This is a genomic window from Zymobacter sp. IVIA_12111.31 C1 (genome assembly GCF_047495495.1).
GTDB lineage: Bacteria > Pseudomonadota > Gammaproteobacteria > Pseudomonadales > Halomonadaceae > Zymobacter.
In genome coordinates this window covers 2,828,295-2,843,018 of record NZ_CP179930.1, presented here as the reverse complement: position 1 = coordinate 2,843,018, position 14,724 = coordinate 2,828,295, and the positions used below count along the sequence as shown (strand labels likewise).

Sequence of the window (14,724 nt, the reverse complement as noted above, 5' to 3'; positions counted from 1 at the left end):
ACTATAGGAAGCGCTCAATAAAAATAAGACATGTCCTGTTGATGAGGATGTAACGCCACTTGAGTTTGGGCCGAACAATGGAGAGGTCAGGGCGATATTCCTGTCCGATAGTGCGGCGATGAAATGTGCAATCTGGGAGGCGCAGGTTGCCATTCCCGTACACAGGCACTAGGACTTGTAACAGGCATTCATGAGGAATGCGTTACCGAGCGCAGGTTGAACAGCCACTGTCGCGGCCGTCGGACTCAGAGGGCGGGCAGGTGCTCGGTCATCACGAGCAAGGAGGTCATTCCATGAGTTCTCAGCATCCTCAGCAGCGCTTTCCCCAGCCACCGTTTGAGCACCAGGTGCAGCAGCCACCGGGCCTCGACAGCAATATGACGCCTCGTGCCGATCACGGTGAGCAGAGCTACAAAGGCCACGGTCGTCTGGCGGGGCGTAAGGCCCTGATTACCGGTGGCGATTCTGGTATCGGGCGTGCGGTGGCGATTGCCTATGCGCGTGAAGGGGCAGACGTCGCTATCAGTTATCTTCCTGCTGAACAGAGCGATGCCGATGAAGTGATTGCGCTGATCGAGAAGGCGGGTCGCAAGGCCGTAGCATTGCCGGGTGATATCAAGGACGAAGCGTTCTGCGGCCGGCTGGTCGAACAGGCCGTTAACGCATTGGGTGGGTTGGATATTCTGGTCAACAACGCGGGCAAGCAGCAGGCGGTTGATGGCATTGACGAGCTGACCACGCAGCAGTTCGATGAGACCTTCAAGACCAACGTCTACGCGCTGTTCTGGATCACTAAAGCAGCGCATCGCCACCTTAAGCCCGGGGCGGTGGTCATCAATTCCACTTCGGTGCAGGGGTTTATGCCGTCGCCTAACCTGCTCGACTATGCGCAGACCAAGGCCAGCATCATCGCCTTTACGCGCAGTCTGGCCCAGCAGTGGGCGGACGAGGGCATTCGCGTCAATGCGGTTGCGCCCGGGCCGTTCTGGACGCCGCTCCAGTCCAGTGGTGGTCAGCCCCCCGAAGCCGTGCAGAAGTTCGGGGCCGAGCTGCCGCTTAAGCGCCCCGGCCAGCCGGTTGAGATCGCACCGCTGTACGTGACACTGGCCACTGATGAGGTCAGCTATTGCACGGGGCAGGTGTGGGGTGCCAACGGCGGGGCATGTATTGCCTGATATTCACCTCGCGCGATTGATCGGTACAGCAAAGGGCACCCCATGGGGTGCCCTTTATCGTATGTGGAAATGAGCTGACAGTAGCGATGAGGCAGTGACGGCAAGCGTTACGCTGAGGGCCGCGCTACACGGGCACCCTCGGTACATGTGATGGACTGCACCTTATCCGCCACCGCACGGGCAATGCGTGCATGTGTTGCCGGATCCAGATGTTCGCCATCGTCCTGAACATGGCCCAAGGGCGCCAGATCGAGAAAGGCGACCTGCTGCTGGGCACAGACCGCTTCAATATGCCCTGCTAGAGCACGCGATTTGGCATCGCCACCTGCAGATGCATTGTCTGGGATCGCTGCTTCATTAATGGGAATGGGGGACAGCACTAGTATTTGGGGGGACTGCAATGCGGGGCCGACCGCAAAGCGGCGCACATCGTCAATCAGCGTGCCGACATTAGCCGCGATCGTGGCAGCATCCACGTCGAAGATGACTTTCAGGTCGTTGGTGCCCAACATCAGGATCAGGAGTGCTACGGGGGCATGGGACGCCAGCACCGGCCGCAGCGTCCGCCGACCGTTGAGCCACTCGCCGCGCGGATCATCGTACACCGTCGTGCGCCCGGGCAATCCCTCCGCAATAACATGCCACGCGTCGCCCAGATGCTGCTGGAGAAGGTCGGGCCACCGTTGTCCTACCGGCCAGCGATGGTTCTGGGCGGGGCACGCGAACGGCATCATGCCGAACGTATTGGAATCACCATAGCAGACAAGGGTACGTGACATAGGCGGTCTCTCCGGCGTGGCTCGAGTGAAAGGCGTCGTCTTTCATTCATACCTGACTGTGCCGCCGACCACAATGGCATGAGCGACGGCGCAGCGCGTGGTATCAGGATGATGAGTGCGCGAAGGCATGGCGGCGTTGCAGGGCTAACAGCCAAGGCAGCGTTACCGCGACCAGTACGCAGAAGCCTACGCCGGTCAGGCACATCTTCATAAAGAATCCCGAGTAGATCGGCAGGCTGAGCGGCGCATTGTCGATATCGGCCGGTACGCTCGCTAGGTTGGCGATCACGCCGCCAGCATACTGTGCCAGCCCCGTGGCTACGAAGTAGATGCCGATCATGAAGCCGCGATGGTGGGCGGGAATGTAGCGCGACATCATCGCGATGCCCAACCCGCTGATCAGCAGTTCGCTGAGCGAGAAGAACCCATAGCCCGCCACCATGACCCACGATGAGGCCAGCCCATCATGGGCAAAGGTGCGCGCCGAGCCGAAGACCGCGAAACCTGCCGTGATCGCCAGAAAGCCCAGTAGGAATTTCACCGACGTTGGCAGCCCCAGATGGCGGCGTTCGAGGGCGGTATACCCCCACGCCAGCAGCGGACTGAGCAGCATGATCCAAATCGGGTCTAGTGCTTGAAACTGCGCAGGCGACCAGCGCCACAGTGACAGGCCGAACAGCGATGCGTTCAGATCGATATTGTGCAGCGCGAACAGATTGAGCGAGGTGAACATCTGCTGATAGAAGATGAAAAACAGCATCGTTTGCAGAGTGAGGATAGCCGCGATGAGTAGGCCCGCACGCGATGCCTGTGGTTCGCGCAGGATCAGCACGACGAACGTGACCAGTACAATCAGGGCCAGGGCATAGACGACCAGCGCGGCCAGCTGCGTGTAGGACAGAATGAGCGTGCTGAACGCGACCAACGCCACGCTCATGGCCAGCAGCATGACCCAGCGGGTAAAGGAAACGGGCTGCTGGTCGAGTGCCGAGCGGACGTGGTGCAGTGTATGGCGTGTTGCCAGCAGGTTCGCCAGCCCGACGAGCAGGCCCAGTGCGCAGCAGGCGAATGCCGCGCGCCACCCGAGGCCGCTGCCATAGCGCGCATTCACCGCATCATTGACCCACGGCGTTAGCAGCATCGACAGCGTTGAGCCGATGTTGACGGCCATATAGTAGAGCGTCGAGGCACTGTCGAGAGCAGCGGTGTTGTGCTGATAGATACGACTGAGCAGGTTGCCCGCATTGGCCTTGAAGAACCCGTTGCCGACGATCACCACGCTTAGGCCGATCATCAGGAACGATTCGCTCTGCACGGGTAGGGCCAGCAGCGCATAGCCCGCGGTCAGGATGACGGCACCGATACGGATGCAGCGCTGCGTGCCCAGCCAGCGGTCACCGATCAGACCGCCGATGGCAGGGGTGGCATAGACCAGTGCGGCCGCTGCGCTGGTGACCAGATTCGCGCGGGTATCGGGAAAGCCTAGGCGCTGGATCATGTAGTACAGGATCAGCGCTTGCATGCCGTAATAGCCGAACCGCTCCCACATTTCGACCATAAACAGCGTGGTAAAGGCTCGCCGTCGCTGCGGCGAGGTCATGGATGTCGACATGAGCATGTTCTCCTTAAACATGAAGGGGGTTAGATCATCCGGCTTCTATCATTACCGTATCTAAACGAAACATTCATGTATGCAGGAAACGTGCTGGGAGAGCCGTCTGCGGCATGAACAAGGAATAATCTCCTTATTCATATTGTTCATGCCGCTAGGGTGAAGTAGGTCAGGTGGTTCAGGCCGGGCAGCGGGCCAGCAGGGTTGCGAAGCGCAGCTTGATGCGGTTGCCCTGCGCATCGGTGCGGTGCAGTTCGCCAACATCTTCGTTGTAGCGTTCTAGTGTCCAGCCTGCATCGGTGTAGAGGCCGCTCAGCTGGCCCGTGCCGAAGGTGAACGGAAACGGCATGGGGCATGGATAGTCATCGGTCGACATCGCGGCCACTATCAGGTTGTAGCCGCCGGGGGCCGTGTGTGTCTGCATATCACGGATCAGACGCTCTGGTGTGCCGGGCTGCAGGAACATCATCACCACGGTGGAGATCATGATGTCGTACTCGCCACTGACGGCGTACTGGTTGAGGTCGACCTGGTGGATATCGACGTGTTCTTCCAGCGCTTCGTTGCGCACGACGGTGGCCAGCGATTCAAGGCTGTTGATGTTGTGATCCAGCGCCGTGACGTGATGCCCCTTGAGCGCCATGTACAGCGTGTTGCGCCCGCCTCCGCAGCCCAGATCAAGCACGCGCAGCGGCGCCTGGGTCTCGGTGTGCTGGAAGGCGTTGATGACCTCAGAGTGAGTGCGGGTCATGCCGTACTTCAGGTGGCCGTAGTCTTCTGGCGCACAGAACAGTGAAAGCTGGCAGCGCAGGTCGTCGGACACGCTGACAATGCGGTGAGCCTGATGCGGTGGCACGAGCGGCAGCGGTTGCTGTGCCGAGGCATCATACGTGGCCGTCACCTGATCGGCATCGTCGAGCCATTCCATCGTGAGCGTACCCGCCAGCACGCGCAGCTGTGCCGACTGTCCTTCGGGTGCACAGTGGCGCTCGCGCAGGGCAGGAGGCAGGGTGGCGGCGGTCCATTCCGGCAGTGTCTGATTGCATTTCAGTGATGATGTCATGAAGGCTCCTCATACCGTGCTTCACCGGGTGCATCGGCGAAGCACGGCGCATGGGTGGTTCAGCGTAAGCGTGGCAACTGCTTCAGCAGGCCAATGGCGTTCGCCGTGTGCTTGTCGAAGCAGAGGAAGGCAAGCAGTGTACCGTCTTCCGTACGGCCTTCGGCGGTCATGCCGTCAGCATCGGCCGAGATCCGCCAGCGCACATCGGGGTGGAACGGATCGCCTGCGGCCTGAATGGGGAAGGTGGGGGTTTTCACCCTCACCAGCATCGGCGGTAGCATCAGATGCGCATTGTCGTCGCCCGTCAGTACGCGGGCCAGCGTTGCGGCGCTGAGCTGAATTGGTTGCAGGAACGGCCACAGGCGACCGCCGATCTCTGCGGCATCACCGAGCGCATGGAGGTGTGGCACGCTGGTTGCTAGCTGGTCGTCGACCACGATGCCCTGCCGCACTTCCGCCCCGGCACTGGCGGCCAGATGGGTATCGGGGCGTAGTCCTACCGCGCAGATCACTTCGTCCACCGTCACCGATGTGCCTGTCGACAGCATGGCGCGCAGACCGTTGCGGTCGGGCAGTACGCTGAGCAGGGTCGCATTCAGATGCAGCGACACGCCCAGCGTATGCAGCGTATGTTGCAACGGACCACCGAACAGCGGTGGCAGTACCGTAGGCAGCAGGGTTGTGGCCTGATCGACCAGTGTCACCCGTTTCCCGGCACGTGCCAGATCCATCGCCAGTTCGGTGCCGACCAGACCGGCCCCCAGCACCATCACATGCTCTGCCGCGCGCAGACGCGCTTCGCTCAGCGCATATTCCTGACGGCTGTTGAAGGTCAGCAGGCATTCGTGGCCCAGTACGGGGGGCACGATGGCTTGCCCGCCAGTGGCCAGCACCAGTTCACCGTAGTCGAAGGTGCCCGCGTCGGTGTCGATGCGGCGCTGTTCGGCATCGATCGTATTGACGCAGGTGTGCGCGTGAAGCGTGCAGCGGTTCGCGTTGGCGAAATCTGCGGCCGACTGCTGGATCAGATCGTCTGCTGACTGCCCCCTGCTGAACACATGGCTCAGTTCGGGCTTTGCGTATTCGTCGCCGCTGTCAGCGGTCACGATGCGGATGGGGCGTTCGGGGTCCAGGCGTCGCACGCTTCTGACCAGCTGACGTGCGGCAAAGCCGGCCCCCACAATCACGATATCGTGTGTCATGGTCGCCTCGTCAGATCATTTCGTTGAAGACGTCTTTACCCAGCCCGCACTCGGGGCACAGGAAGGTCTCCGGCACGTCTTCCCACGGCGTGTTCGGTGGTACGTCTTGCTGAGGTTCGCCCTTGGCCGGGTCGTAGATCCACTGGCAAACGCTGCACTGCATGCGCGGTCCCAGCGGTTTCTTGTCCAGCGTGGCGGGGTCGACGTCGGTGGCTTCGCGGGTCGGGGCGGTTGGCTGTGATGTCGACAGGTCATGCAGCGCCCACAGGCGAGCGATGGTGCGGCCGTACTCGCGGCATGCTTCGAGTGCGTCTGTGTCGGGACGCCACTTTTCCTTCAGCGAAAGGGTGGTATCGAACCCCGCATCCATCAGACGTGTCTGCACGCGATCGACCGCCCCGCCGGTCCAGCCGTAGCTGCCGAATGCCGCGGCCTTCTTGTTGCGGAAACGCAGACCGGCCAGTTCCTCCAGCATGCCCGCGACTTTGGGCATCATCACGTTGTTCATGGTCGAAGAGCCGACCAGTACGCCTTTAGAGCGGAATATCTGGGTCAGCACTTCGTTCTTGTCGCTGCGCGAAATGTTGTAGCTCTTGACCGCGACAAGCGGGTCGACCTGGCTGATCCCCTCGGCGATAGCATCGGCCATCATGCGGGTGTTGCGCGACATGGTGTCGTAGGCAATGGTGATGCGGTCTTCCTGATAGTGATCCGCCCATTCCAGATAGTGCTCAATGATCTGCTCCGGGCGTTCGCGCCAGACCACCCCATGTGAGGTGGCGATCATCGACAGTGGCAGCTTGAGCGCCAGCACCTCATTGATCTTGGCGGTGACCAGCGGGCTGAACGGGGTCAGGATGTTGGCGAAGTAGCGCATGCACTGTTCGTACAGCTCAGCCTGATCCACTTCATCGTTAAACAGATGTTCGTCGCAATAGTGCTGGCCGAAGGCATCGTTGCTGAACAGCACCGCATCCCCGGTCAGGTAGGTCATCATGCTATCCGGCCAGTGCAGCATCGGGGCTTCGACAAAGACGAGGGACTTACCGTTGCCGATATCCAGCGCGTCGCCGGTCTTCACAACATTGAAGTGCCATTCGGGATGATGATGATGCCCGTTGATGGAGTCGATGGCATTGCGCGAGCAGTATATCGGCACGTTTGGAATGCGCGCCATCAGCGCGGTCAGTGCGCCAGCATGGTCTTCTTCCGCATGGTTGATAACGATAGCGTCGATGTCGGCCAGGTCGATTTCCTGTGCCAGATTACGCACGAACGCTTCGCTAAAGCGGTGATCGACGGTGTCGATCAGCACGTTCTTGCCTTCGCGAATCAGATAGCTGTTATAGCTGCTGCCCTTGACCGTGTGGTATTCGGTGCCGTGGAAGTCGCGGATTTCCCAGTCGCGTTGACCTACCCAATGAACGTTGCCTGTGACGTGAATCGACATGTTGCTGCTCCCTGAACGAATGACATGTGCACTCCTTCATTGGCAGGAAATGTGCCAATTATTTTTAGTGTTTATTTTCAATTAGTTATTAAGAGTTAGTGTCTTATTGATATTCGCGAAAAGATATCAATATGGTAAGGTGAATATCTTGATGATACACGCTGATGGGAGGGTGTCATGTCGCTTTCTTTTCGCTCGCTGGCCGATGTCGCGCTGGCGCTTCAGACCGATATCGGCGATCCCGATCGCTTTCAGCGTCTGGTGCAGCGCCTTCACCAGCTGCTGAAGTGCGATGCCACCGCGCTGCTGCACTATGACCACGGTGTTTTCCGGCCACTGGCGATGGCCGGCTTGCCGCCGGACGTGTGCGGTCGGCACTTCCGCATCGACGAGCACCCGCGACTGGAGGCGATCGCCCGCGCGGGTGACATCGTGCGCTTCCCGGCCGACAGCGCCTTGCCGGATCCCTACGATGGGCTGATTCCCGGTCACGAGCACATGCACGTTCATGCCTGCATTGGGTTGCCGTTGCTGCGCGATCAGATGCTGATCGGGGCACTGACGCTGGACGGTCTGAGTGCCGATCAGTTTAGCGACTTTTCGGACGAAGCACTGCGGCTGATCAGTGCACTGGTGGCCGTGGCGCTTGATAACGCGCTGCTGGTGCGTCAGCTCGAAGAGCAGCCCGTGCAACTGCCCATGCCGCGCTCGCCGGGGCAGAGCGCCGCCCACGACATGATCGGCCAGTCACGGGCCATGCAGCAGCTACGACAGGAAATTGCCGTGGTGGCGGGTACGGATCTGAGCGTGCTGATTCTGGGTGAGACCGGGGTCGGCAAGGAGCTGGTGGCGCAAGCCGTGCACGCGGGGTCGCCGCGTGCCGCACAGGACATGGTGTACCTGAACTGTGCGGCATTGCCCGAATCGGTTGCTGAAAGCGAGCTGTTCGGGCATGTGAAAGGGGCCTTTACCGGCGCGATCAGCAATCGTGCGGGTAAGTTTGAAATGGCGAACCACGGCACGCTGTTTCTGGATGAGATCGGTGAGCTATCGCTGTCGCTGCAGGCCAAGCTGCTGCGCGTGCTGCAGTACGGTGATGTACAGCGTATCGGCGATGATCGCAGCGTGAAAGTTGACGTTCGCATTATTGCTGCGACCAATGTTGATCTGAAAGAAGCGGTGCTGCAAGGGCGCTTCCGCGCCGATCTGTACCACCGACTGAGCGTGTTCCCCGTTCACGTGGCCTCGCTGCGTGAGCGCGAAGGTGACATTGCCCTGCTGGCCGGATTCTTCTGTGAACGTTGTCGTGCACGGCTGTCGTTGCGCCAGCTATCGCTATCACCGGCGGCGCTGCAGCGGCTCGAACGCTATCCATGGCCCGGCAATGTACGCGAGCTAGAGCACGTCATCTATCGTGCTGCGGTCATTGCGGGAACCGTCTGTCGGCAGGGGGAAGCGGTGCTCAAGCCCGAGCATCTGGCGCTGGAGTGGACGGACGATGCAGACAGTACTGATACGCCGACCCTGAGTGGACAGATTGCTGCCGTGCACGTCGATGCACCGCAGGCATCACTGCGCGATGCGACCGATGCCTTCCAGCGTCGTTGGATATCGGATGCGCTGACGGCCTGTCACGGTAACTGGACAGCCGCCGCGCGCCAGCTGGGCGTCAATGCGCCCAACCTGCACCGACTGGCCAAACGGCTACAGCTCAAGTAGTCAATGCCGACCTACTGACGTGGACAGTCCGTACTGAAGCGGATGATGTCTGCGTCATAGACGTCGGGCTGCAGCGATGAAAAGCCCATGTCGCCCTTCTTGTGCAGCCCCGGTTTTAGCGTTCCTTTCAACAGGCCTTCTTCCGCGATATCGAGCGAATACGATGTGCCGCGGCGGTCATACGCCTTGAAGCAGCCGTGCGCGAGATCGACGGCCTGATGGCCCACGTTGGTCAGCGACACTTCGAAAAGGCGCGTGAAATATGTTGTCGTTCCCTGCGTCGTGGTCTGTGTGCCGTCCGGCGACGCGATGACCATCACCGAGTCTGCGGGCGTTGCCGCCACCGCGCTTCCTGCCATCATCGACAGCATGATGGCCAGTATCCCGTTGCGCTTGAGCATGAATCGTCCTCTTCAGCATAACATCATGCCTTCAGCGTAGACGCTGTGCCGCTTTCTGCTGCGCGCCCCCTGGCCTATCGGACTGATCGCATAGTGCTAGGCCGTGGTTTGCCGCGCGCTTAGGCACGAAGTGGGCTGTATGAAGAGTTGCGCGCGCCCCACGATGCGCTGCCTAGAACGTATGAGGGCGAGACAGTCAGCCAAGGGTTTTTTTCGCCCCTTTCGAACGCTTAGGCAAGAAGTGGGCTGCATGAAGAGTTGCGCGCGCCCCACGATGCGCTGCCTAGAACATATGAGGGTGAGACGGTCAGCCAAGGGGAGTTCTCACCCCTTTTCGTGCGCCTAGGTACGAAGTGGGCTGCATGAAGAGTTGCGTGCGCCCCACGGTGCGCTGCATAGAACGTATGAGGGTGAGACTGTCAGCCAAAGGCGTGCTCACCCCATTTGCCGTTTCATTCGTATCGCGGCAAGAGCTGGAAAGAAAGAGGCTCTTGGTCAGGACGCGATGCCGGTCCAGTAGAATTCAACCCGGATCCCGCTCGGGTCATAGCACATCATGTGCATGGCTGGTCCGCCATTGAGTTCAGTGGGCGCGAATTCGATTCGGATGCCGTTATCGACCAATCGTTGATGAATAACCATCAGTTCGGCGTGGCGCTGCACATGCAATGCTAGGTGATGAAGCCCGACGTTTTTGCGGCGGTCGAACGGTGATGCGCCTTCCTCGGTGGCCCACAGTGTCACCATAATGCAGCCGTCACTGACGAAGACGGCGGGGTAGTCCTCGCGTCGCTTGACCTCCTGCCACCCCAGCATACGGGTGAAGAAGTCCGCGCTGCCTTCCAGATCGGAAACGGCCAGACCTACGTGGTGAACGCCATGCGTAAGGGGAACGGACATTGCAGTATCCTCTGATGAGTCGGTTAAGCGGCTGTCCGTATGGATAACCGCGGGCATAACGGTAGCCGCCGCGCATGCGGCAGACTCAAGCGTGTCGAACCCACTTACTCACTATAATTCTTTCCGCTGTCGCCGCGTCAATGTCTGTCGTGACAGACGGGCGTGGTCTTTGAGGGATGCCCTTTCTAATGGGGTATCGAGAATGGTGTGAAGTCAGGCAGGTCGTTTTGGCGGCGTCCTTATGCTTTCGGGTCGCCGTGTGCGGCATTTGACGCTCGTGTATATGCCGGCCAAAAGGCTGCGGCGCGGGCACTGTGCGGTGCGCTATCCGAACGACGGTGAGCAGGAGGGGGCATACAGTGTGTGCCATAAGGGGGGCGTGCCATTTTCGAGAAAGGATCAATGGCATCAGCGCCGCCTGACAACGGCGGCGCTTTGCGTTGCTGTCAGCTCACTTTGTCGATGCTGACCTGACTGGAGAAGCGTTCCACCGCTGTCACCACATCGGACGACTCCTGATGGATGCGTTTCATGATGTCGCCCGCGGAATTAGCCATGCTGGCCCCTTCGTTGACACACGTCATGCACTCGCGCATGCGTGAATTAGCCTGCTGGGCCAGCTCGCGCAGCTGCTTGATGGTATCCACCACCTGCTGAGTAGCATCTGATGTGCTGCCGGACAGGCGGCGCACTTCCTGTGACACCACCACGAATCCTCGGCCGTTTTCGCCCGCGCGGGCGGCTTCGATTGACGCATTGATCGCCAGCAGGTTGGTCTGGCGTGCGATGGCTTCAATGCTGGAAATGATCGCGTTGATGCCCGACGACCGGCGGTCCAGTTCGTCGATCATCTGTGACGCGTGCGTCACGATCTCTTCAGCGCGGTGGATCTCGTCGACGGTGCGTTCAATGATGCCCGTACCTTCGATGGTCGTCTGCTGCGTATTGGATGAAATGCGATAGGCCAGCTGGGCGCTTTCCGCCTCGGCTTGGTTGACCTGTACGCGTTGCGTGATATCCGTTGCCAGCTTGATGACCTTGATCAGATGACCGTCGGCATCCCGGATCGGGTTATAGGTGGCTTCCAGCCAGCGCTCCTGTCCGTTGCCCGCGATGCGGCGGAACTGACCAGACATGAATTCACCCTGCCGTAGCCGCTCCCAGAAGTCGGTATAGCGGGGAGAGCGCCTAAACTCATCATCGCACAGACAGCTGTGGTGCTTGCCGATCAGCACCTCGCGGCGATAGCCCATTACGCTCAGGAAGTTATCGTTGGCGTCGAGTACTTTGCCATCCATGTCGAAAGTGATCGACGCCATCGAACGATCAATGGCATCCAGTTGCCCACGAGAATCCTGCTCCCGTGCGACGCGACGCGTAATGTCCATGGCGGTCTTGATGATCGACGTGGGACGTCCGCGACGGTTGAGGACGGGAATGTAGGACGCGCGCAGCCACAGCGGCCCGCCGCCCTTGCGAACACGGCGAAAGCGGCCTTCACGGAAATGCCCCTGGCGTAGCTCAATCCAGAGCTGCTTGTATTCAGCGCTGTTGACGTAGCTGTCTTCGCACAGCGAGCTGTGATGCTGCCCGATCAGTTCGGCGCGCTCGTATCCCAGCGTTTCAAGCATGCGATCGTTGGCTGCCAGAATGATGCCATTCATATCGAATTCGATGATGGCCATGGCATGCTGCATCGCCTCGGCGGTCTGTTTCAGGTGTCGAGATCGGGAAAACATGGTGGTTCATATCCATTTTCATGAGAGGGAACAGACCGCGCCAGGGGTACCGAGACGAGTTGGACTGGGCAGCATCTGTCACATGAAGGGCGCTGGTCGAGTGCCATCTGCTGGCGAGCCGTACGGCGCGTGGATGCTATTAACGACACTCCGATAAAAAGACTAAAGTATTCGTCGCTTATTCTGGATTGAAGAAGTTACTTTATGTGAAATTTAATATTACTTATGTGTCATTATTTTTTTAACTTATTGAAAATTAACGATTTAATGAGGTCTAAATAACTTTAGAATTGAAGTGTCTTGTTTTGATTTTGGTTGTAATTTTTTGTAATAATTGTAACGTTAATTGTGAGCCTGCGCTCTATTCCCATTATCCGATAGAGGTCGCCGCGCTCTTTAGCTGGCGCTGGCATTCTGTCGATTAAGGAGGGTGAAGGGCGCGCACGGCGTGTCCGCAGGAGGGGCAAGAAACACATTCAAACAGTCGGATTCGAAAAGCCTTCACCGGTTCATTACACTGTGCCCACCGCCCGCTCTTGCGGGCCGATGCGGAGGTCCCGTTCCTCCTTGTGTTCGTTTTCTGTGGAACCCCCATGCCATGGCCTTGATTGCTTCGCCTTCTTTCAACCTTGCCGCCTGCCGTCGCGATGTGCTGGCCGGACTGACTGCCTCTTTTGCGCTGGTTCCCGAGTCGATAGCCTTCGCGTTGGTGGCCCAGCTCAACCCCATGATGGGGCTGTACGGTGCGGCCATCATCTGCTTTGTCACCGCGCTTCTGGGTGGACGCCCTGGCATGATCTCCGGTGCGGCGGGGTCGATGGTGATGGTCATCATCGCGCTGGTGGCGCAGCACGGCACGGCCTATTTCCTCTGGACCGTGCTGCTCAGCGGTATTGTGATGATGCTGTTCGGGCTGCTGCGGTTGAGCGTGCTGGTACGTATGATTCCTCACCCCGTTATGCTCGGGTTCGTCAACGGGCTGGCGATCGTGATTGCTCTTTCGCAGCTGGGCCACTTCAAAGTGGACGAGCACTTTCTGACCGGCATGCCACTGGGTGTGATGGTGGTGCTGGCCGCGATGACAATGGCCATCGTCTATTTGGTGCCACGCGTATTTTCCGCCATTCCGCCTGCGCTGATCGCCATCGGTGTGATGGGGCTGGCCGCTTGGGGCCTGCATTTGCCGACCCGAACGCTGGGTGATATGGCCAATATGGCCGGTGGCTGGCCGACGCCGGCTTGGCCGATGGCGCCGTTGACGCTGGACACGCTGAAGATCATTACGCCGTATGCACTACTGATGGCGATGGTGGGGCTACTCGAAACCCTGCTGACCTTCAACCTGACCTGCGATATTACCCGCACCGCGGGTCAGCCCAACCGAGAGTGCGTCGCGCTGGGGGCCGCCAATGTGCTGTCCGGCCTGTGCGGAGGCATGGGGGGCTGCGCAATGATCGGCCAGACGATGATCAACCTTGGCTCGGGAGGGCGTGGGCGTCTGTCGGGTATCGTCTGCGGAGGCATGGTGATGCTGTATATCCTGTGCCTGTCGCCGCTGATCGCGCACATCCCGCTGGCGGCACTGGTCGGTGTGATGTTTGTCGTGGCCCAGCAGACCTTTGCGTGGAACTCGCTGCGCACGGTGGGAAGGGTGCCGCGCAGTGATATTGCGATCATTGTGGTGGTCACCGTAGTAACGGTCGTGACCGATCTAGCGATTGCCGTGATGTGCGGCGTCGTGATTGCTGCGCTGGTCTTTGCTTGGAAGCATGCCGCACAGCTACAGATACGGCGTGACACGCAGGACGGTAATATCTGCTATTACGGAAGGGGAACGCTGTTCTTCGCCTCCACCACGCGTTTTGATGCGGCGTTTGATCCACGTCACGACAGTGAACGTACGACGCTCGACTGTCGGCATCTACTGCTGGCCGATCATTCGGCCATTGCGGCACTGGAGGCGTTAAGACGCCGCTATGCCCAAGAAGGCAAGCAGCTGGTGCTGACGGGACTGGGGGCTCATAGTCAGCGGCTGTTGGCGCGTGCGCACGCGCTCTCTGACAGCCACTGACCTTCTTACGGTGGTCGCGATTGCATCGAAGCCGCCGAGGTTATCCCCGCGCGCGACAGGGCTTCTTGTGTACCCACTTAGGGCGCGGTGATCGACCGGGGCGCTTTGCGCTCCGGTTAACGCGTCACTCTCAACTTCGACAGTGTACGCTTCACAGTGTGCTTGCGGCCCGGATGAGCACACACGGGAACTGGGACGCATTGATGTCGACGATATCTTCTTCAAAGAACGGGCCAAGCTGATCAAGGCTGTCCACGACGTCGATATCCGCCAGTTCATCCAGATAGCCGTAATCGGCTTCCAGCACCAGCAGCAGATCGCCCGGCTGCTCTTCTGCCAGCGCGTTCAATCCCGCCAGCATCTCGCTCAGCATCATGGCATCGCCTTGATGGGGAAGCTCGAAGAACAGGCGATCGCAGGTCGTGCCGTCTTCATCTTCTGCTTCCGCGACTTCCCGCAGCAGAACCGGCTGCAGACGCACAATACAGCCCTCGTCGGGGCCTTCATCGTAGCCTTCGTGCAGTACGGGAAGATCTCCATGCATATCATGCAATTGAGTCAGTTGGTCTAGTGCTTCGTCCAGTGTCATGATGGATCCTTTCAAGCTAAAAGC

Annotated in this window: 12 protein-coding genes; 3 read left to right on the top strand and 9 right to left on the bottom strand. The window is 59.6% G+C overall.

What is annotated here, in order from left to right; translation table 11 throughout:
* Positions 1–293: 293 nt before the first annotated feature.
* Positions 294–1,175 carry an SDR family oxidoreductase gene (locus tag ACMHYW_RS12670; protein ID WP_414500236.1) on the top strand — a complete coding sequence of 294 codons (882 nt, stop codon included), beginning with the start codon at positions 294–296 and terminating at the stop codon, positions 1,173–1,175.
* Positions 1,176–1,282: 107 nt separating this feature from the next.
* Here the strand turns inward: ACMHYW_RS12670 and ACMHYW_RS12665 are convergent, their stop codons facing one another.
* The 5 genes from ACMHYW_RS12665 to norV all read right to left on the bottom strand — a co-directional run bounded on the left by ACMHYW_RS12665 (position 1,283) and on the right by norV (position 7,281).
* A complete protein-coding gene (locus ACMHYW_RS12665) occupies positions 1,283–1,954 on the bottom strand; it encodes an SGNH/GDSL hydrolase family protein (protein ID WP_414500235.1) in 672 nt (223 codons plus the stop codon).
* A 103-nt stretch (positions 1,955–2,057) separates the two neighbouring features.
* The gene (locus ACMHYW_RS12660) at positions 2,058–3,566 is read right to left on the bottom strand and encodes a peptide MFS transporter (RefSeq protein WP_414500234.1); all 1,509 of its coding nucleotides are present in this window, start codon (positions 3,564–3,566) and stop codon (positions 2,058–2,060) included.
* Between the two features lie 178 nt (positions 3,567–3,744).
* Positions 3,745–4,629, bottom strand: a complete 885-nt coding sequence (gene tehB / locus ACMHYW_RS12655) for an SAM-dependent methyltransferase TehB (RefSeq protein WP_414500233.1) — start codon at positions 4,627–4,629, stop codon at positions 3,745–3,747.
* Between the two features lie 59 nt (positions 4,630–4,688).
* Entirely contained in the window at positions 4,689–5,831 is a 1,143-nt protein-coding gene (gene norW / locus ACMHYW_RS12650; protein WP_414500232.1) for an NADH:flavorubredoxin reductase NorW, read from the bottom strand.
* Between the two features lie 10 nt (positions 5,832–5,841).
* Positions 5,842–7,281, bottom strand: coding sequence for an anaerobic nitric oxide reductase flavorubredoxin (norV, locus tag ACMHYW_RS12645; RefSeq protein ID WP_414500231.1), 1,440 nt, complete (start codon positions 7,279–7,281; stop codon positions 5,842–5,844).
* Between the two features lie 177 nt (positions 7,282–7,458).
* On the opposite strand from norV, the gene norR reads away from it, so the two are divergent.
* Entirely contained in the window at positions 7,459–9,000 is a 1,542-nt protein-coding gene (gene norR / locus ACMHYW_RS12640; RefSeq protein WP_414500230.1) for a nitric oxide reductase transcriptional regulator NorR, read from the top strand.
* Between the two features lie 11 nt (positions 9,001–9,011).
* Here the strand turns inward: norR and ACMHYW_RS12635 are convergent, their stop codons facing one another.
* From ACMHYW_RS12635 to ACMHYW_RS12625, 3 genes are all read right to left on the bottom strand, one after another.
* A complete protein-coding gene (locus ACMHYW_RS12635; RefSeq protein WP_414500229.1) occupies positions 9,012–9,401 on the bottom strand; it encodes a DUF4354 family protein in 390 nt (129 codons plus the stop codon).
* 495 nt (positions 9,402–9,896) lie between these two features.
* Complete coding sequence (locus ACMHYW_RS12630; protein WP_414500228.1) at positions 9,897–10,301, bottom strand: VOC family protein; 405 nt, start codon at positions 10,299–10,301, stop codon at positions 9,897–9,899.
* Positions 10,302–10,747: 446 nt separating this feature from the next.
* A complete protein-coding gene (locus tag ACMHYW_RS12625; RefSeq protein WP_414500227.1) occupies positions 10,748–12,040 on the bottom strand; it encodes a methyl-accepting chemotaxis protein in 1,293 nt (430 codons plus the stop codon).
* A gap of 598 nt (positions 12,041–12,638) precedes the next feature.
* Between ACMHYW_RS12625 and ACMHYW_RS12620 the strand changes: the two genes are divergently transcribed.
* Entirely contained in the window at positions 12,639–14,111 is a 1,473-nt protein-coding gene (locus tag ACMHYW_RS12620; RefSeq protein WP_414500226.1) for a SulP family inorganic anion transporter, read from the top strand.
* Between the two features lie 151 nt (positions 14,112–14,262).
* Here the strand turns inward: ACMHYW_RS12620 and ACMHYW_RS12615 are convergent, their stop codons facing one another.
* Positions 14,263–14,700: a hypothetical protein gene (locus ACMHYW_RS12615; protein WP_414500225.1), complete on the bottom strand. Its 438-nt coding sequence runs from the start codon at positions 14,698–14,700 to the stop codon at positions 14,263–14,265.
* Positions 14,701–14,724: the final 24 nt, after the last annotated feature.